Annotated in this window: 21 protein-coding genes; 16 read left to right on the forward strand and 5 right to left on the reverse strand. The window is 66.7% G+C overall.

Going from position 1 to position 18,818, the window contains the following annotated elements; translation table 11 throughout:
• Positions 1–58: 58 nt before the first annotated feature.
• A complete protein-coding gene (locus ACLP4W_RS15385; protein WP_442387290.1) occupies positions 59–496 on the forward strand; it encodes an SRPBCC family protein in 438 nt (145 codons plus the stop codon).
• A 5-nt stretch (positions 497–501) separates the two neighbouring features.
• Here ACLP4W_RS15385 and ACLP4W_RS15390 read toward each other — a convergent pair whose 3' ends face one another.
• Entirely contained in the window at positions 502–1,263 is a 762-nt protein-coding gene (locus ACLP4W_RS15390; RefSeq protein ID WP_442387292.1) for an Rv3717 family N-acetylmuramoyl-L-alanine amidase, read from the reverse strand.
• A gap of 98 nt (positions 1,264–1,361) precedes the next feature.
• Here ACLP4W_RS15390 and ACLP4W_RS15395 point away from each other — a divergent pair, with 98 nt between their 5' ends.
• The 3 genes from ACLP4W_RS15395 to ACLP4W_RS15405 all read left to right on the forward strand — a co-directional run bounded on the left by ACLP4W_RS15395 (position 1,362) and on the right by ACLP4W_RS15405 (position 3,292).
• A complete protein-coding gene (locus tag ACLP4W_RS15395) occupies positions 1,362–1,712 on the forward strand; it encodes a YbaB/EbfC family nucleoid-associated protein (RefSeq protein ID WP_442387294.1) in 351 nt (116 codons plus the stop codon).
• A gap of 13 nt (positions 1,713–1,725) precedes the next feature.
• On the forward strand, positions 1,726–2,337 hold the full coding sequence (recR, locus tag ACLP4W_RS15400; protein WP_442387295.1) for a recombination mediator RecR: 612 nt from the start codon (positions 1,726–1,728) through the stop codon (positions 2,335–2,337).
• Between the two features lie 124 nt (positions 2,338–2,461).
• On the forward strand, positions 2,462–3,292 hold the full coding sequence (locus ACLP4W_RS15405) for a DUF559 domain-containing protein (RefSeq protein WP_442387343.1): 831 nt from the start codon (positions 2,462–2,464) through the stop codon (positions 3,290–3,292).
• Here ACLP4W_RS15405 and ACLP4W_RS15410 read toward each other — a convergent pair.
• A complete protein-coding gene (locus tag ACLP4W_RS15410) occupies positions 3,289–4,005 on the reverse strand; it encodes a type 1 glutamine amidotransferase (protein WP_442387297.1) in 717 nt (238 codons plus the stop codon). The two genes, ACLP4W_RS15405 and ACLP4W_RS15410, sit on opposite strands and share 4 nt — an antisense overlap.
• Complete coding sequence (locus ACLP4W_RS15415) at positions 3,998–5,227, reverse strand: MurT ligase domain-containing protein (protein ID WP_442387299.1); 1,230 nt, start codon at positions 5,225–5,227, stop codon at positions 3,998–4,000. Before ACLP4W_RS15415 ends, ACLP4W_RS15410 begins: the two co-directional genes overlap by 8 nt.
• A gap of 106 nt (positions 5,228–5,333) precedes the next feature.
• Between ACLP4W_RS15415 and ACLP4W_RS15420 the strand changes: the two genes are divergently transcribed.
• Genes ACLP4W_RS15420 through ACLP4W_RS15430 form a run of 3 tightly spaced genes read left to right on the forward strand, consistent with a single transcriptional unit; the run spans position 5,334 to position 7,383 of the window.
• Positions 5,334–6,326: a DEDDh family exonuclease gene (locus ACLP4W_RS15420; protein WP_442387301.1), complete on the forward strand. Its 993-nt coding sequence runs from the start codon at positions 5,334–5,336 to the stop codon at positions 6,324–6,326.
• 44 nt (positions 6,327–6,370) lie between these two features.
• The gene (locus ACLP4W_RS15425; protein WP_442387302.1) at positions 6,371–6,820 is read left to right on the forward strand and encodes a hypothetical protein; all 450 of its coding nucleotides are present in this window, start codon (positions 6,371–6,373) and stop codon (positions 6,818–6,820) included.
• Positions 6,820–7,383 carry a TetR/AcrR family transcriptional regulator gene (locus tag ACLP4W_RS15430; protein ID WP_442387304.1) on the forward strand — a complete coding sequence of 188 codons (564 nt, stop codon included), beginning with the start codon at positions 6,820–6,822 and terminating at the stop codon, positions 7,381–7,383. Before ACLP4W_RS15425 ends, ACLP4W_RS15430 begins: the two co-directional genes overlap by 1 nt.
• Here ACLP4W_RS15430 and leuA read toward each other — a convergent pair.
• Positions 7,380–9,236 carry a 2-isopropylmalate synthase gene (gene leuA / locus ACLP4W_RS15435; protein ID WP_442387306.1) on the reverse strand — a complete coding sequence of 619 codons (1,857 nt, stop codon included), beginning with the start codon at positions 9,234–9,236 and terminating at the stop codon, positions 7,380–7,382. The two genes, ACLP4W_RS15430 and leuA, sit on opposite strands and share 4 nt — an antisense overlap.
• A gap of 32 nt (positions 9,237–9,268) precedes the next feature.
• Positions 9,269–9,538 carry a helix-turn-helix domain-containing protein gene (locus tag ACLP4W_RS15440; protein ID WP_442387308.1) on the reverse strand — a complete coding sequence of 90 codons (270 nt, stop codon included), beginning with the start codon at positions 9,536–9,538 and terminating at the stop codon, positions 9,269–9,271.
• Positions 9,539–9,814: 276 nt separating this feature from the next.
• On the opposite strand from ACLP4W_RS15440, the gene ACLP4W_RS15445 reads away from it, so the two are divergent.
• From ACLP4W_RS15445 to ACLP4W_RS15485, 9 genes are all read left to right on the forward strand, one after another.
• Positions 9,815–10,810: a hypothetical protein gene (locus tag ACLP4W_RS15445; protein ID WP_442387309.1), complete on the forward strand. Its 996-nt coding sequence runs from the start codon at positions 9,815–9,817 to the stop codon at positions 10,808–10,810.
• 23 nt (positions 10,811–10,833) lie between these two features.
• On the forward strand, positions 10,834–11,589 hold the full coding sequence (locus ACLP4W_RS15450) for a hypothetical protein (RefSeq protein WP_442387311.1): 756 nt from the start codon (positions 10,834–10,836) through the stop codon (positions 11,587–11,589).
• 224 nt (positions 11,590–11,813) lie between these two features.
• Entirely contained in the window at positions 11,814–13,079 is a 1,266-nt protein-coding gene (locus ACLP4W_RS15455; RefSeq protein WP_442387313.1) for an aspartate kinase, read from the forward strand.
• Positions 13,080–14,126, forward strand: a complete 1,047-nt coding sequence (locus ACLP4W_RS15460; RefSeq protein WP_442387315.1) for an aspartate-semialdehyde dehydrogenase — start codon at positions 13,080–13,082, stop codon at positions 14,124–14,126.
• Between the two features lie 7 nt (positions 14,127–14,133).
• A complete protein-coding gene (locus ACLP4W_RS15465) occupies positions 14,134–15,273 on the forward strand; it encodes a DUF4185 domain-containing protein (protein WP_442387316.1) in 1,140 nt (379 codons plus the stop codon).
• A 107-nt stretch (positions 15,274–15,380) separates the two neighbouring features.
• On the forward strand, positions 15,381–15,785 hold the full coding sequence (locus ACLP4W_RS15470) for a hypothetical protein (RefSeq protein ID WP_442387345.1): 405 nt from the start codon (positions 15,381–15,383) through the stop codon (positions 15,783–15,785).
• 210 nt (positions 15,786–15,995) lie between these two features.
• Positions 15,996–16,427, forward strand: coding sequence for a hypothetical protein (locus ACLP4W_RS15475; protein WP_442387318.1), 432 nt, complete (start codon positions 15,996–15,998; stop codon positions 16,425–16,427).
• A gap of 183 nt (positions 16,428–16,610) precedes the next feature.
• Positions 16,611–18,062 (forward strand): catalase, encoded by a 1,452-nt coding sequence (locus ACLP4W_RS15480; protein WP_442387320.1) that lies wholly within the window; start codon positions 16,611–16,613, stop codon positions 18,060–18,062.
• A gap of 98 nt (positions 18,063–18,160) precedes the next feature.
• Positions 18,161–18,808 carry a sensor domain-containing protein gene (locus tag ACLP4W_RS15485; RefSeq protein ID WP_442387322.1) on the forward strand — a complete coding sequence of 216 codons (648 nt, stop codon included), beginning with the start codon at positions 18,161–18,163 and terminating at the stop codon, positions 18,806–18,808.
• Positions 18,809–18,818 lie beyond the last annotated feature (10 nt).

Raw genomic sequence — 18,818 nt, forward strand, 5'->3', positions numbered from 1 at the left:
CAGCCTGTGCACCCGCGCGCGGGCGGCATCACAAAGACATCGGAAGAGGGGTCGCACCGTGGGACAGGTGAGCGCAGCCAGCACAATCTTGGTTAATGCCGACCCCGCCGCCACACTTGCTGCGGTCGCCGACTATCAGACGGTGCGCCCCAAGATCCTGTCCCCGCAGTACAGCGAATACCAGGTGCTGCAGGGCGGCCAGGGCCAGGGCACGGTTGCCAAATGGAAGCTGCAGGCCACCAAGTCCCGCGTTCGCGATGTGCAGGTCAACGTGGACGTCGCCGGCCACACTGTGATCGAGAAGGACGCGAACTCGTCCATGGTCACCAACTGGACGGTGGCTCCCGCCGGACCCGGGTCCAGTGTCACGGTGAAGACCGCCTGGAATGGCGCCGGCGGCGTCAAGGGCTTCTTCGAAAAAACCTTTGCGCCCTTGGGGCTCAGGAAGATTCAGGCCGAGGTCCTGGCGAACCTGAAGAAGGAACTGGAGAGCTAGCCCGCCTAGCGCACCTGGCCCTGGGTGGCCAGGAAGCCCGCGACACCGCGAACCAGTGCGTCGGCGTATTTTTGCTTGCCGTCGGCTGACTCCATCAGCGCCGAATCCACGGGGTTCTTCATGTTGCCGCACTCGACGAGGATCGACGGATACTGCGCGAGGTTGAGGCCGGTGAGGTCCGAACGCCCGTACAGACCGTTCTGGCCGATGTAGTTAGAGGGCGGAATGCCGGAGGCCTGCAACTGGTCGCGCATGATTTGGGCGTACTGCACCGAGGGTCCGGCCTGCACCTGGTTCAGCGGTGGGGCCGAGTAGTTGACGTGAAAGCCCCTGCCGGACGGTGGGCCGCCGTCGGCGTGGATGCTTAGGACCGCATTGGGGTGCATCGAGTTGGCCATGTCGGCGCGCGCATCGACGCAGGGTCCCAGCCCGGTGTCGTTGCCGCGTGACATGGCTGTCCGGACGCCGAGGGCGTTGAGCGCGGCGCGAACCCGCAGCGCGGTGTCCCAGGTGAATGTGTGCTCCATATAGCCGCTGTTGGTCGACGTGCCAGTGGTTTGGCAGTCCTTGGTGCCGCCGCGCCCGGTGGGCACCTGACGGCCGATGGAAGCGTCGTTGGAGCCGTTGTGGCCGGGATCGATGAACACAACCATCCCGGCGATGTTGGAAGGGGTTGCGGTCGCTGTGGGGATGATCAGCGTCGACGCGGCAACCAGCGTGCCGACCAGCGTTTTGATTCCGACACGCCTGCTCACTCGTTGGTCCACGGCGCAAAGGTAACCACGCGCGGTCTACGCTGGGTGTTTCGAATCGCCCGACATCCACAGGCGAAACCAAGTCGAGACCAAGATGCGAGGTGATCGTCATGCAACCCGGAGGCGACATGTCGGCGCTGCTCGCCCAGGCGCAGCAGATGCAGCAAAAGCTACTGGAAGCCCAGCACCAGCTCGCCAACGCTGAGGTGCACGGTCAAGCGGGTGGGGGTTTGGTCAAGGTCGTCGTCAAAGGCAGCGGCGAGGTCGTCGCGGTCGAGATCGATCCCAAGGTCGTCGACCCGGGGGACGTCGAGACCTTGCAGGACCTGATCGTCGGTGCAATGGCCGACGCTTCCAAGCAAGTCACCAGGATGGCGCAGGAGCAGCTGGGGTCGCTGGCCGGTGGCATGGGCGCTCCACCGGCCCAACCGCCGGCGCCAACACAAATGCCGGGACTCTGACTTCTGTACCAACATGTTTGAGGGACCCGTCCAGGATCTGATCGACGAACTCGGCAAGCTGCCGGGTATCGGACCCAAGAGCGCGCAGCGCATCGCCTTTCACCTGTTGTCGGTCGAGCCGCCGGACATCGACCGGCTGACCGCCGTGCTGGCGAAGGTCCGCGACGGCGTGCGATTCTGCGCGGTGTGCGGCAACGTCTCCGACGACGAGCGTTGCCGCATCTGCGCCGATCCGCGCCGGGACGGCTCGCAGGTGTGCGTCGTCGAGGAGCCGAAGGATATCCAGGCCGTCGAGCGCACCCGCGAATTCCGCGGCCGCTACCACGTCCTGGGCGGTGCGCTTGATCCGCTGTCCGGAGTCGGCCCCGATCAGCTGCGCATCCGCGAGCTACTCAGCCGCATCGGTGAGCGCGTCGACGACGTCGACATCACTGAGGTGATCATCGCCACCGATCCCAATACGGAGGGGGAGGCGACCGCCACCTACTTGGTTCGGATGCTGCGCGACATCCCCGGCCTGACGGTGACGCGGATCGCGTCCGGGCTGCCGATGGGCGGCGACTTGGAATTCGCCGACGAGCTGACGCTGGGCCGCGCGCTCACCGGCCGTCGGGCCATGGTCTGACCTGGTCCTCTGGTTCGTTCGCCGCATTTCGCCGAGCCTGTAATTTTGCAGGGCCCTACTCGCACTTCTTCTGCAGATTTACAGCCTCGACGATTTGTCGGTCTCTGGTGCCAGCATTCCGGGCATGGCCGAGGTGTTCATCGGTAGCGGGGATGTGACGCGGCACGAGCTGCAACGGTGGTACCGCCCCGTCTATCCGGGTGTTTACGCCCCTAAGCGGCACAACCTCTCGCTGCGCGACCGCATTACCGGTGCCTGGGTGTGGTCCGGACGCCGAGCGGTTATTGCCGGCATTGCCGCCTCCGCGCTGCATGGAGCGCAATGGGTCGACGAAGAGATCCCGATCGAGCTGATTTGGTCCAGCACCAGGCCGCCCACCGGAGTCGTCGCCCGGGACGAGGCTTTGAGCGGCGACGAAATGACCCGCGTAGCTGGACTACCGGTCACCACCCCTGCCCGCACGGCATATGACCTCGGACGCCATCTGTCACGGGCTGAGTCAATCGCCCGACTTGACGCCCTCATGTGGGCGACCCCGTTCTCGGCGGAGGACGTGCTGCTGTTGGCCAAGCGACACCCCGGCGCTCGCGGGCTGCGTCGGTTGCGTGGGGCCCTTGCCCTCGTCGATCGCGGCGCCGCATCGCCGAAGGAGACCTGGCTGCGGCTGTTGTTGATCGACGCCGGGCTACCCACGCCGACCACTCAGATACCCGTGAACGAAAACTGGCGACTGGTCGGCGTCCTCGACATGGGCTGGGAGAGATACAAGGTGGCGGTCGAGTACGACGGTGACCATCACCGCACGGACCGCCGCCGCTACGTCCGGGACCAACAGCGGCTGCGCAAGCTGGAAGGACTGGGCTGGATCGTCGTCCGGGTGATCGCCGAGGACAAGCCGGAGGATGTCGTGACCCGGGTGCGGAACGCACTGCGGGCGAGGGGCTGGCGCTCCTAGCGGGCCGCCAGCCGCTCGCGGCGCAGCAATTCCACCTCGGGCAGCTCCAGCGGCGACAGCTCACCCACCACCTTGCTCAGCAGCAGATCGGCCAGCTCGGGGTTGCGGGCCAGGCACGGTCCGTGCATGTAGGTAGCGACGATGGTGCCCTGAACCGCGCCGTCGAAGCCATTGCCGGGGGGGTCGGCCCGATTACCCGCCCCCTTGACCACCGCGCCCAACGGCGACGCCGCGGGGCCCAGGACGGTGCCGCCCCGGTGGTTTTCGAATCCGGTGAGGCGTTGGGTCAAGCCGGGCAGCAACGGCTTGCTGACCAACTCGCCGATGGTGCGCGCGTCCTGCGGTGACGTGGTCGCATCCAGCATGCCCACACCGTCGACCCGTTCCCCCGACGACGTCTGGTACCAATGCCCCAGCACCTGGACGGCCGCACAGATCGCCAGCACGGGCGCTGCCCGCTCGGCCGCGCGCTGCAGGCCCGGGTACCGGAGCAGGTGCCTGGTGGCGAGCCGCTGCGCATAGTCCTCGGCGCCGCCCAGCGTGTAAAGGTCCAGCGACTCCGGTACCGGATCGGCCAACGTGATCTCGACGATCTCGGCGGCGACGCCCCGCAACCGCAACCGTTGGCGCAGCACCAGAGCGTTGCCCCCGTCGCCGTAGGTACCCATCACGTCGGGCAACACCAGCCCGATCCGCACTTTGGAGTCAGCCATGGCGTGCCAACGCTCGCTGCAACTGAAGGAACGCGGTGTAGTTGGCGACGACCTCCACCCGCCCGGGCGGACAGGACGCGATGGCGGCCATGGTGTCGTGCACCAGGGTGTGCTCAACGCCCGCGTACCCGAGGCGCACCGCGAGGTCGGTGCCTCGTTCGCCCGCGGCCACCACTGCCGTTTTTTCGAAGTGTTCGAAGCGGACGTCCCACAGCCACGACAGGTCCTCGCCGTCGGGCACCTGGCCGTTGACCGAGATGACCACGCCGGCCGCGTGCTTGTCCACCATCGACAGCGCCTCCTGCCAGCCCGCCGGGTTCTTGGCCAGCAGGATCCGCGCTTCATGCTCGCCGATACGGACGGTCCGGTATCGTCCGGCGACCTCGTCGACCTGACAGACGGCCGCGACGGCTGAAGCCGGGTCGGCGCCCAACGCGACGGCGGCGGCCACGGCTTGGGCGGCGTTGCCGCGATTCACCGCGCCCGGCAGTGCCAACCGCATCGGCAAGGCCAACCCGTCGGGCCCGTGCAGGATGTCGTCGTCGAACCACCAGTGCGGGCTGGGCCGCTTGAATTCGGCGCCTGTGCTATACCAATGGCCCTTGTCACGGACGATGACCTCGCCGCTGCGCGGGCAGCTGACCGAGTCGTTCGCCCACGCGCCGCCCGCGGCCACCCACACCACGTTCGGGCTGTCATAAGCCGCCGAGGTCATCAGCACGTCGTCGCAATTGGCGACGACGACCGCCTTCGGGTGCCGGGCCAGGCCGGCCCGCAGCGCGCGTTCGATCACGTTGATCTCGCCGACCCGGTCCAGCTGGTCGCGCGACAGGTTGAGCAGCACAAGGACACTGGGCGCGACGGCATCTGAGACGTGCGGCACGTGCATCTCGTCGACTTCGAGGACGGCCAGCTCGGCGTCACGGTTCGCGGCCAGCGCGGCCACCAGGCCGGCGTCCATGTTGGCGCCCTCGGCGTTGGTGGCCACCGACCCGAGCGTCCTCAGCGCGGCCGCGGTCATCCGGGTGGTCGTCGACTTGCCGTTGGTGCCGGTGAGGATGACGGTGCGCCGGCCCGCTCCGAGCTGACGCAGGATGGAGCGGTCCAGGGTCATCGCCACCAGGCCGCCGATCATCGCCCCGGCTCCGCGCCCGGTGATCCGCGACGCCCACCGCGCGGTCGCCCCTGCGGCGAGGGCCAGACGTCCGCGGGCGGTGATCACCCGCGCAGTTTAAGGGCGATCGCAGCGGGTCGCCCCATCCAACCCAAGTGCCGACACGATGCCAAAGCGACCAGGTGATGTCGGCCCGACGTGCAATCCTCAGTTCATGAACCGGGTGTCCTGGGGGCGGCCGGCCAGCGAGCCGGGCGGGGGTTGGGCCGTCATCGACGTCGAGACCTCGGGCTTTCGGCCGGGTCAGGCGCGCATCATCAGCGTTGCCGCGCTCGGCCTCGACGCCGACGGTCGGGTCGAGCAATCGGTGGTCAGCCTGCTCAACCCCGGGGTCGACCCCGGTCCCACCCACGTGCACGGCCTGACCGCCGCCATGCTCGAGGACCAGCCGCAGTTCGGCGACATCGTCGGGGACCTGGTCGAGGTGCTGCGCGGCCGCACGCTGGTGGCGCACAACGTCGCCTTCGACTACGCGTTCCTGGCCGCGGAAGCCGAGCTCGCCGAGGCCGAGCTGCCCGTCGACAACGTGATGTGCACGGTCGAGCTGGCGCGGCGGCTGGACCTCGGGGTGGACAATCTGCGGCTGGAGACGCTCGCCGCGCACTGGGGCGTGATCCAGGAGCGGCCGCACGACGCCTTTGACGACGCGTTGGTGTTGACCGGCGTGCTGGAGTCGGCGCTCGAGCGGGCACGCGAACGCGACATCTGGCTGCCGGTGCATCCGGTGACCCGCCGCCAATGGCCCAACGGCCGGGTGACCCACGACGAGCTGAGGCCGTTGAAGGTGCTGGCTTCGCGGATGTCTTGCCCGTATCTCAACCCCGGCCCATACGTTCGTGGCAGGCCGCTGGTCCAGGGCATGCGGGTGGCCCTGGCCGCAGAGGTGGCACGCACCCATGACGAACTCGTGGAGCGGATCCTGCACGCCGGGCTGGCCTACAGCGACGTTGTCGACCTGGAGACGTCATTGGTGGTCTGCAACGAGGCCGCCCCCGAGCAGGGCAAGGGTTATCACGCCCTGCAGCTGGGGGTGCCGGTGGTGTCCGACGCGCAATTCATCGACGACATCGGGGCCGTCGTCGGCGGCACCGGCATGGAGGAATTCACCGACGCCACCACCGTTGAGCAGCAGCTCGCGCTGTTCTGAGCGACCCCTTGCGTCACTACGGTCGTAGTACTAACGTCACGTGCATGACAACCACTACAGATGTAGTACACCGACGTTCCTGGCGGGCCACCTACCGTCGGCACGGCTACTTCTTCCGCCAGGCGGCCATGCTGACCATCTCGCTGGGCGTCGTCATGCACACCTACCGGGTGATCTTCGGAGACGCGCGCACGCTGCAACACGTGGTGACGGTGACGACGGACAGGATCCTGCTCGTCCCGATGACTTATGCAGCCATCACCGGCATCCTGGTTTACCGGCGCGTACAGTTCGCCAGCAAACGCCATCGGGCGCTCTTCACCGCATCGGTCGTCTACATCGCCGGCAGCGTGCCGCTGCATGTTTACCTCGACTATGTGATCAGGGACGTTTCGTTCGTCACGTGGTTCCCGATGTGGTTCAGCTACCTGTTACTGATCGCCGTTTACCCGGTGTTCCTGACGATGTTCTGGCGGCTGCGCTACAAAGACTGATGCCGTCGAACCCGAAACGCCGTGCGCAGATCCTCGACGCCGCGATCGGCATCCTCGCCGATGTGGGCGTCGGGGGTCTGACGCATCGCCAGGTCGATGACCGGGCGGACTTGCCCGCCGGCACCACGTCGAATTACTTCCGCACGCGCCAGGCCCTGCTCGAGGCGACGGCGGCCCGGACCGTCGATCTGCACTGGCAGCGCGTCGAGGCTCTGCGGGCCGCGATCGGGTCGCTGACTCGCGACGGCGTCCGAGCGCTCGTGACGCGGATGCTGTCCGACCCCGACGAGCAGGCGCGCCGCTACACGCTGGCTCGGTTCGAGCTGTTCATGGAGGGCACACGCCGGCCCGAGCTGCAGCCGTTCCTCAAGGACCTGCAGGCCGCCGCGGTGAAGTCCGCCACGCTCATCTTCGAGGCGGCGGGCTTCACCCCGACTCCCCAACAGATGGATGAGCTGAGCCGCCTGCTCAACGGCTACGTGTTCAGCAAGCTCACGATGCCAACCGACGACGACCCCGCCGGCCTGGTCGACCGGTTGCTAGGCACGTTCTTCGAGGCCTAGCGAGATGCCCGGTTGACCGCCGACACCACGGCCCGAAGCGACGCGGTGGTAATGGACGGCGCGATGCCCACGCCCCAAACGGTCCGCCCGGCGACCGAAGCCTCCACATATGCCGCGGCCTGCGCGTCGTCGCCGGCACTCATCGCGTGCTCCGAGTAATCCAGGACGGCCACCTCGAATCCGACGGTTCCCAGCGCGTGGACGAACGCGGCCAGCGGGCCGTTGCCGACACCGCTGATCTCGGTTTCCACTCCGTCGATCTTGACGGCCACGGTGACGCTGGTGATGCCGCCGTCTTCCTCAGAGGCATCCACCCGCTGCCTGATCCGCTCCAGCGGCCGCACCGGGGCGAGGTACTCGTCGTAGAACGCGTCCCACATCTCCTTCGGCGAGACCTCACCGCCCTCACCCTCGGTGATCTTCTGAATCACCTGGGAGAACTCGATCTGCAGCCGCCGCGGCAGCGCCAGGCCGTGGTCGGACTTCATGATGTAGGCCACCCCGCCCTTGCCGGACTGCGAGTTGACCCGGATAACCGCCTCGTAGGTGCGCCCGACGTCCTTGGGGTCGATCGGCAGATACGGCACCTGCCACAGCATGTCCTCGACATCGGTGTCCGCAGCGTCCGCGTCGATCTTCATCTGGTCCAGGCCCTTGTTGATGGCGTCCTGATGGCTGCCCGAGAACGCGGTGTAGACCAGGTCCCCGCCGTAGGGGTGCCGTTCGTGCACCGGCAGCTGGTTGCAGTACTCCACGGTGCGGCGGATCTCGTCGATGTTCGAGAAGTCGATCTGCGGGTCCACGCCGCGGGAGAACAGGTTGAGCCCCAGCGTCACCAGGCACACGTTGCCGGTGCGCTCCCCGTTGCCGAACAGGCAGCCCTCGATCCGGTCGGCGCCGGCCTGATACCCCAATTCGGCTGCGGCGACGGCGGTTCCGCGGTCGTTGTGCGGATGCAGGCTCAGGATGACGGACTCCCGGTTGGCCAGATTGCGGCTCATCCACTCGATCGAGTCGGCGTAGACGTTGGGTGTGGCCATCTCCACGGTGGCGGGCAGGTTGAAAATGATCGGGTTCTCCGGCGTCGGTGCAATGATTTCGCCGACGGCGTCGCACACCTGCTTGGCGTACTCGAGTTCGGTGCCGGTGTAGGACTCCGGCGAATACTCGAACCGCCACTGCGTGCCCGGGTGCTTGGCGGCCTCCTCGACGCACTTGCGCGCGCCGTCGGTCGCGATGGCCTGGACCGCGGCCCGGTCGGCGCGGAAAACCACGCGGCGCTGCAGGATCGACGTCGAGTTGTAGAAGTGCACGATGGCCCGCGGCGCGCCGTCGCACGCCTCGAAGGTGCGCTCGATCAGCTCCGGCCGGCACTGGGTCAGCACCTGGATCGTGACGTCGTCGGGAATGGCGCGGTCGGCGATGATCTCGCGGACGAAGTCGAAGTCGGTCTGGCTGGCCGACGGGAATCCGACCTCGATCTCCTTGTAGCCCATGCGCACCAGCAGGTCGAACATGCGGCGCTTGCGGGCCGGGCTCATCGGGTCGATCAGCGCCTGGTTGCCGTCCCGCAGATCCACCGCGCACCACAGCGGGGCGCGGGTGATGACCCGGTCGGGCCAGGTGCGGTCGGCCATGCGGATGGGCTCGACTTCCTCGGCGAAGGGCCGATACCGGTTGACCGGCATGGACGTGCCGCGCTGGGGATTCCACACGGGTTGGTCGGGCCTGGGCGGGCCGGCGGGTTTTATGACGGTTCGCGCAGACGTGTATGAGTCGGGGCTGGAAGCCTCAGGAAAGTTGGTCACGGTAGTTGCTCCGGGGTTATCAGAAGGAACCTCAGACCGGCGCATCGCGAACGCCCGCGACGGGAAGCCGGTCTGGATCAGACCCCGTCGCGGCGTCCGAGGAGGAGCACCCGCTGCACGTTCCGTACTCTACCGCGATCGGCTGCGGTGCCAAAACCGCAGGCCGTTTGGTGTGACCGGCTACCCAACTCGCGCGATCGACGGGAGGAAAAAGACGGTTCGCGTTTCCACCGATACACCGTCGAGCCGCTGATGCCGCTCTCGGCTGCAATCGCGGCGGCCTTTTCCCCGGAGCGCAGCCTCCGCAGCACCTGGTTGCGCGACGTCGCGGTGTCAGCGTCGTGCATGGGTCCTCCGTCACCTGCCCGGGCAATGGCCATCAACGGTTGCCAAGCGTTGCGGCACAACGCCGCGGTTGGCAACCTGCTGGTCCGCTCACCGGGCCGGAATCTGTCGGGTCGAGAATCGGTGCTGCCGAATTCGAGTAATCCACTACGCATGTGCCGCTCCCGAAACGAGAGCAACCTGGCACCTGGAAATCATCCCGAATCGGGCACTACAGCAGCGAAAGAGGGCTCCCGCTCATGTCCGCGTCAACACCGCTTCTAGCCGGACGCTCCCAGGTGGACAGTGTTGCGCTCGACCGCATCACCTATACCGCACAGCACCAGGCGCCAGCGCCTATCCCGTGGCCCGACGGGCTGGCGCCCGTCGGGGTTCCCTATGGCCGGGCCGCCGACCAGCCGCTGCCGGCCGCCGATGTCATCGTGGTGACCTGGACGGCGGCCGAGGGCGAGGCTCTCGCTGACGTGCTGACCCCGGGATTGTCGAGTACGACTTGGAAACCCTACGCCCACCGATGGAGCAGTTACGAGCCCCAGCTCACATCGCGTTCGCCGGCCCGGGAGGCCGGATGCATGGCGCACGTCGCCCAAATCAAAATCGGCAAGGTCAACGTCTTGGCGGTGAAGTCCGAGCTGCACCTGGCGACCGACGGGATTTCGGCGCCGATTGTGGCGCTATGGCAGCAGATGGTGAGCGAGGCCAAGCCAAAGCTGGTCATCACGACCGGGACGGCCGGGGGCATCGGGGCGACTACCCAACTTGGTGATGTTTTCGTCGTCACCAACGCAAAGTTCAACTGCACCAAAGATTTCAAGAACAAGCCCTGGGCCCAGCAGCTCTTCAGCGGGTCGATGATCAACGGGGGTCGGTACACGGCGGACTTCGGGGCGCTCGTGGCCCCCAACGCCGCGCGGCTGCAGCCCGTGGCGACGCGCCCGCCCACCCTGACCTTTGGCGGGGCCAAGGGCGGCGTGGAAACCATGGATTACTTCGGTTTCGCTGACACCAAAGACTCCTTCGGTGTCGTTCGCGACTACCCCGACGCCCGAACCGAAGAGATGGATGACGCCACCCTGCCGCTGGCCCTCAGCGATCTGGCGGACCCGCCGTCATGGTGCTCGATCCGCAACGCGAGCGACCCCCAGGTCTCCTCAGATCTCGGCGACCTCGCAGCTGAGGAGCGCTGGGCCAACGAGATCTACAACAAGTACGGCTACTGGACCAGCGTCGGGTCGGCTATCGCCACCTGGGCTGTTATCGCCGACCTCAGCTGAAAAGGAAGTGAAAGGAAACCAATATGTCCAGCACTGTGTCCACTAGGTACAAGCTCGGCAAGAAGCGGCCCGTCGTCGACAAGCGGACGCTGCGCTTCTCGAAATATCTGACGCTGCCGGCGCCGCCGGACAGCGTGACCTACTACGAGAAGGTCGCCAACTGGCCGATGTACTACAACGACCAGTACGGCGATTGCACCTGCGCCGCGGCGGCTCACATGATCCAGAATTGGACGGCCAATGCCTCGACCCAGGTAGCGCCGCCGGCACCGACGGTGCTCGCGTTCTATGAGCACTTCGTGGGCTCGCCTCCGCCGCCCGACGCAGGGTGCGACATGCTCAGCGTCCTCAGGTACTGGCGGCAATCCGGGCTCGACAAGCATGAGGTCACGGCATTCGCCGCCCTCGATCTGAAGAACCAGTCGCAAGCCCAGAGCGCGATCTATCTGCTCGGCAGCATCTACATCGGTGTGGCACTCCCGGACTTCGCGGTCCAGGGCGACATGCTGACCGTCCCGTGGGTGGTGCCGCCCGGGGGGCCGGTGGGCGACGCTGCCCCTAACCCCGACAACGGGCACTGCATCCCGGCCGTGGGGTATGACGAAAACCAGCTGTGGATCGTCACCTGGGGTGAGGTGAAGTCGATGGCCTGGGACTTCTACAACGCCTACGCCGACGAGGCCTTCGCCGTCCTCAGCCATGACTTCATCGGCAGGTCGGGCGTGTCGCCGGACGGTTTCAACTTGCAGGCGTTGAAGGCCGACCTGGCCAAGCTTTGACCCCCTTGTTCCGCGCGGGCGCGCGCGGCCTCGGCAGCTACCGTCGGCGTGGATACGCCTAGGAACCGCCCAGCCGGGGCCCGCCGCGCTTAGCTCCTAATCGACCGTCGAGTGATCGGCGGGTGCTAACCGGTCACCGGGGGACGGATCAGTCAGCGGTAAACACCAGGCGCCGTCACACGTATTCTGTTGTCGACCTACACCCCCGGACCGAAAGCACAACAATGGCGCTCGTCGTACAGAAATACGGCGGCTCATCGGTGGCCGACGCCGACCGGATCCGCCGCGTCGCGGAGCGCATCGTCGCAACCAAAAGACAGGGAAACGACGTCGTCGTGGTGGTGTCCGCGATGGGCGACACCACCGACGACCTGCTGGACCTGGCTCAGCAGGTGTGCCCGGCCCCGCCGCCGCGGGAACTCGACATGCTGCTGACCGCCGGTGAACGCATCTCAAATGCGTTAGTGGCCATGGCGATCGAATCGCTCGGCGCGCAGGCCCGGTCGTTCACCGGTTCGCAAGCCGGCGTGATCACCACCGGCACCCACGGCAACGCGAAAATCATCGACGTCACGCCGGGGCGGCTGCAGGCCGCGCTCGACGAGGGGCGCATCGTCTTGGTCGCCGGATTCCAGGGTGTCAGCCAGGACACCCGCGACGTGACCACACTGGGCCGCGGTGGCTCGGACACCACCGCCGTGGCCCTGGCCGCGGCTCTTCGCGCCGACGTCTGCGAGATCTACACCGACGTGGACGGCATCTTCACCGCGGATCCAAGGATCGTGCACAACGCCCGCCGGTTGGACAGGGTGACGTTCGAGGAGATGCTCGAGCTGGCGGCATGCGGCGCCAAGGTGCTGATGCTGCGCTGTGTCGAATACGCCCGCCGCTACAACATGCCGGTGCACGTCCGCTCGTCGTACTCGGACAAACCTGGCACCGTCGTCATCGGATCGATCAAGGACATAGCCATGGAAGACCCCATCCTGACCGGTGTCGCGCACGACCGCAGCGAGGCCAAGGTGACCATTGTCGGGCTGCCCGACAACCCCGGGTATGCGGCCAAGGTCTTCCGGGCCGTCGCCGAAGCCGACGTGAACATCGACATGGTGCTGCAGAACATCTCCAAGGTCGAGGACGGCAAGACGGACATCACCTTCACCTGCTCGCGCGACAGCGGGCCCACCGCGGTGGCCAAGCTGGATGCACTGCGCGACGAGATCGGGTTCACCCAGCTTCTTTATGACGACCACATCGGGAAGGTGTCGCTGGTTGGGGCGGGCATGCGCAGCCACCCCGGGGTGACCGCGACCTTCTGCGAGGCGCTGGCCACCGTGGGCGTCAACATCGAGCTGATCTCCACCTCCGAGATCCGCATCTCGGTGCTGTGCCGCGACACCGAACTAGACAAGGCCGTCGTTGCGTTGCATGAGGCGTTCGGGCTCGGCGGTGTGGAGGAGGCGACGGTGTATGGGGGGACGGGGCGGTAGATGGTTGCAATAGGGATAGTGGGGGCCACCGGTCAGGTGGGCGAGGTGATGCGCACGCTGCTCGACGAGCGCGACTTCCCGGCCACCACCGTGAGGTTCTTTGCGTCGGCCCGTTCACAGGGCCGCAAGCTGGCCTTTCGCGGTCAGGAGATCGAGGTCGAGGACGCCGAGACGGCGGACCCGAGCGGCCTGGACATCGCGTTGTTCTCCGCCGGCTCGGCGATGTCTCGCGTGCACGCGCCACGGTTCGCCGCGGCCGGGGTGACGGTGATCGACAACTCGTCGGCGTGGCGGAAGGACCCGGACGTGCCGTTGGTGGTGTCCGAGGTGAACTTCTCGCGGGATGTCGCCGCCGGCGCCCGGTCTCTCAAGAAAGGGATCATCGCCAACCCGAACTGCACCACCATGGCCGCGATGCCGGTGCTCAAGGTGCTGCATGACGAAGCCCAGCTGGTGCGGTTCGTGTGCTCGACCTATCAAGCGGTATCCGGCAGCGGGCTGGCCGGTGTCGCGGAGCTGGCCACACAGGCGCGTGCCGTGGTCGGCGACGCGGAGCGGCTGGTGTACGACGGCGGTGCGCTGGACTTCCCGGCGCCGAAGACCTACGTGGCGCCGATCGCGTTCAACGTGGTGCCGCTGGCCGGATCGCTGGTGGACGACGGTTCGGGGGAGACCGACGAGGACCAGAAGCTGCGGTTCGAGAGCCGCAAGATCCTGGGCATCCCCGAGCTGCTGGTCAGCGGCACCTGTGTGCGGGTTCCGGTGTTCACCGGGCACTCGCTGTCGATCAACGCCGAATTCGCCCGGCCGTTGTCGCCCGAGCGGGCACGAGAGCTGCTCGACGGCGCACCGGGTGTCAAGGTGGTCGATGTGCCGACGCCGCTCGCGGCCGCTGGCGTCGACGAATCGCTGGTCGGCCGCATCCGGCACGACCCGGGGGCGCCCGACGGGCGCGGCCTGGCGCTGTTCGTCTCGGGTGACAACCTGCGCAAGGGAGCGGCGCTGAACACCATCCAGATCGCCGAGCTGCTATCCGCTGAACGGTGATCCGCGGGTGAGTTCCGCCTGGGTCGTGCGGTGCTCTCTGTTGGTTGTTTGGTGCTTTATTGCGCCGCAATGCGTTTGGACCGCATACGCCGACCCGCCGGCGCCGGTGCCCGAGCCGATCCTGCAGCCCCTGGCACCGGGTCAGGTGCTGCGGATCGGCCCCACGGCCGGCACCGGAACCCCCACCGGCGACTACGGCATCGGCGGCACCGACCTCTGCGAGTTCGTCGAGTTCCCCACCGAACTGCTGCAGGTCTGCGGTGACAGCTTCGCCGGTCAGGGTGTCGGGTTCGGCGGCTGGCATTCGCCGGTCGCGCTGCACGTCGACACCGCGTCGGTCGACGACCCCGCCGGGGTTCGGTACACCGGAGTCACCGGAATCGGCAAACCGCTGCTGGCCGACCCGACGCCGCCCGGGGATTCCCAGCTGCCCGCCGGGGTGGTGCAGATCAACCGGCGCAACTATCTGATGGTGACCACCACCCGCAACCTGGTGCCGCAGTACTCGCGGCTGGTGACACCGGAGCCGGCGCACCCCAGCTGGCAGACCGTTGCCGGGTCCCGGCGCGACGCTGCCTACCAAAACGGGTCGCAGTCGCAGATCAGCGGGTACTACGACCCGATCCCCACTCCCGATTCGCCGAGTGGCTGGGTCTACATCGTGGCCAACAGTTTCACCCGCCGTGATCCGGTGTTGCTGTACCGGGCCACGCCGCAAACGTTCACCGACCGGTCCCGGTGGCAGGGCTGGGCATCTGGACCCAGGGGCGGGTGGAACAAGCCGCCGACGCCGCTGTGGCCCGACCAGGTGGGCGAGATGTCCATCCGGCAGATCGACGGCAAGGCGGTGCTGTCGTATTTCAACTCCAGCACGGGCAACATGGAGGTCCGAGTGGCCAACGACCCGACGTCGCTGGGCACCGCGCCCGTGACGACGGTGGTGCAACACGACGAGTGGCCCGATCCGGCGGAAAGTCTGCCGCCCCCGTACGACAATCGGCTCGCACAGCCGTATGGCGGCTACATCTCGCCCGGGTCCACCCTCGATGAGCTGCGGATATTCGTCAGCCAGTGGGACACCCGAGCCAGGGCAACCGCGCCGTACCGGGTAATCCAGTTCGCCGTGAACCCGTTCAAGCCGGATTAGCTCCTGCCCCTGCGGTGCCGACGCGGTTTTGCCAGGTAAGAGAGGGTTTCAGCTCACAGCCGGTACTTAACTAGCGCATAGCGGTAACTATTGTTAACCCAGGCATCATTCGTCTCATGAGTGAAACATCTGACACCCCAACCGTGCGGACCTCTACCGCAACTGCACCGGCGCCCGTCTCGACAGGGCCAGCGCCATACCGGACCCCCAGGGTCTTCCAAGCCGCGGCCTGGGTCGCGATCGTCGCCGGGATCGTGTTCATCGTCTCGGTCATCTTCTTCACCGGCTTCGCGCTCGGACGCCACGCCGGTCACCACGGCGGCTTCCACCACAAGCACCACGCGATGATGATGCATCCGCACCGATTCGGCGGCCCGGGTGGTCCCGGCGGTCCGGGTGGTCCGGGTGGCGGGCCTGCGGCAATCCCGCAGGGTGCACCCGCGTCCGTGGCGCCCAGCGCCCCCGGACCCAGCCAGATTCCGTCATCCGTCTTGCCGTCCCGGACGCCGTAGGCATCCGAGGGGGACGTCCGAGAGTCAACCTGCTCACGGGGTGATAGGAGGACCCCGGCGGGCTATCAAGCCACAACTAGCAGCCCGGCGCTCACCCGAGCGCCGGGCTGCGCGTCGTCTCGACGGCACGTGCCTTCAGGCGCAATTCACAGCAACTTTTGTCGCCGGAAACTGTTATCGCGGTCGGGCACGAAGGGCAATATTCAAGGCATGAGCGAAACACCTGAACATTCAACGCAGCCGACGTCCGTCGCCGCGGCTCCGCCGCCACCGCCACCGCCACGCGAGCCGGCTAAACCCCCCAGGCTCTACGTGGCAGCGGCATGGGTGGTGATCGTCGCCGGGATCGTTTTCATCCTCTCGACCATCTTCTTCGCCGGCGCCGTGGCTGTGGGAATTGGCGAGCACTGCTACTACCGCCACCACCACGGCATGATGTTCAGACCCGGGGGACCCGGCGGCCCCTGGGGCCCGGGTCCGTGGCAGTACGGCGGTCCATGGGGCCCGGGCATGGCCCCCTCATTCGGTCCGCCGCCGGGCTTCGGTCCGGGTGGGCCGGGTGGTCCGGGTGGCCCCAGCCAGACGCCGACGACCAGTGCTCCGGCGCCGGCCCCGAACGCTCCCGGTACTCCGCGCCCATAGTGGGTAACCGTTAGCGGTGTGCCCCTCTTTTCTTGATCTGTTCCAGAAAATGGGCATACCGAGGGTGCCCTTCGCGTGGCGCGGCAGTGCACTTAAAGTGGTCGACGCCGAACCCGATTCGATTTCGATGGCGCCGGACGTTGGATAGCCGTGAAGTGAGCCCAGTTGACGAGGAGAGGCGAAATGACGGAGCGCTGCACCACGACCGACGCCGGCATCGCTGCGCCCAGTGACGAACAGTCGTTGACGATCGGTCCCGACGGTCCGATCCTGCTGCAGGACCACTATCTGATCGAGCAGATGGCGATGTTCAACCGGGAACGCATCCCGGAACGCCAACCGCACGCAAAAGGCGGTGGCGCGTTCGGTCACTTCGAGGTGACCAATGACGTCAGCAAATTCACCAGGGCCGCGGTGTTCCAGCCGGGCACCAAAACCGAGACGCTGATCAGGTTTTCCACCGTCGCCGGCGAGCGTGGCAGCCCAGACACCTGGCGGGATCCCCGCGGGTTCGCGTTGAAGTTCTACACGACCGAGGGCAACTTCGACATGGTCGGCAACAACACGCCGGTGTTCTTCATGCGCGACCCGCTGAAGTTCCAGCACTTCATCCGGTCCCAGAAGCGGATGCAGGCAACGAACTTGCGCGACAACAACATGCAGTGGGACTTCTGGACGCTTTCGCCGGAGTCCGCACACCAGGTGACCTGGCTGATGGGCGATCGAGGGATCCCCAAGAACTGGCGGCACATGAACGGCTACAGCAGCCACACCTACAGCTGGATCAATGCCGCCGGCGAGATCTTCTGGGTGAAGTACCACTTCATCACCGATCAGGGCATCGAATTCCTGACCCAGGAGGACGCCGACCGGCTGGCCGGCGAGGACGGCGACTACCACCAGCGGGACCTCTATGAGGCGATCGAGTGCGGCGATCACCCGAGCTGGACCCTCAAGATGCAGATCATGCCGTTCGAGGAGGCCAAGAACTACCGGTTCAACCCGTTCGACCTGACGAAGGTGTGGCCGCACGGCGACTATCCGTTGATCGATGTCGGCAAGTTGACCCTGGACCGCAACGTCACCGACTACCACACCGAGATCGAACAAGCCGCCTTCGAACCGAACAACATCGTGCCGGGCACCGGGTTGAGCCCGGACAAGATGCTGCTGGCTCGCGGGTTCTCCTACGCAGACGCCCACCGCGCGCGGCTGGGCACCAATTACAAGCAGATCCCGGTCAATACGCCGCACACGGAGGTGAACAGCTACTCCAAAGACGGGGCGATGCGGATGAAGAACGTCTCCGATCCCGTGTATGCGCCCAACTCCTACGGTGGCCCGCAGGCCGACCCGGCGCGCGCCGCCGAGGTGCGCTGGCACGCCGACGGACAGATGATCCGCGCCGCGTACGCACTGCACGCCGAGGACGACGACTGGGGGCAGGCCGGCACCATGGTCCGCGAGGTTCTCGACGATGCGGCCAGGGAACGATTGGCCCACAACATCATTGGTCACGTCTCCAAGGGCGTTAAGGAGCCGGTGCTGTCGCGGGTGTTCGAGTACTGGCGCAACGTCGACGCCGATCTCGGCAAGTTGGTCGAGGAAGGGGTCCGGGCCAACCTGGGCCAGTAGGGGCGTCCAGCGTCTAGTTGTCGCGACATTTAGCCGCATTCCGGCCAACAACTCGACGTTCGCTGCAAACCGCCGCCCTGGCATGATCGAGATCCATGATGCGGATCACCACTGCGTCGGTAAGCATCGGTCTGGCCATCGCGGGAGGGCTCGCAATCCCCGTCGCACAAGCACACCCGTCGGACCCGGGGGTGGTGTCCTACGCGGTCCTCGGCAAGGGATCGGTCGGCAATGTCGTCGGCGCACCGATGGGGTGGGAGTCGGTGTCCACCGAGCCGTTCCAGAACTATTCGGTCGACCTCCCGGTGTGCAACAACTGGGCGGACATCGGGTTGCCAGAGGTGTACGGCGACCCGGACCTGGCGTCGTTCAACGAGGCCACCACCCAGACGTCGGCCACCGACCAGACCCACTACGTCAAGCAGGCCGTCGGGGTCTTTGCTGGCAACGACGCCGCGGGCCGGGCCCTTCATCGGGTCGTGGACCGGACGGTCGGTTGCTCGGGACAGACCACCGCGATGCACCTGGATAACGGGACCACCCAGGTGTGGTCGTTTGACGGCGGGCCGGCGACCGGTACCGATGCGAATTGGACGAAGCAGGAAGCGGGCACCGACCGTCGCTGCTTTGTTCAAACCCGGCTGCGCGAAAACGTGTTGCTGCAGGCCAAGGTCTGCCAGTCTGGCAACGCGGGTCCCGCGGTCAACGTCCTGGCCGGGGCTATGCAGAACGCGCTGGGTCAGTAGCGTGGATTCG

The organism is Mycobacterium sp. (assembly GCF_052145595.1).
Classification (GTDB): Bacteria; Actinomycetota; Actinomycetes; order Mycobacteriales; family Mycobacteriaceae; genus Mycobacterium.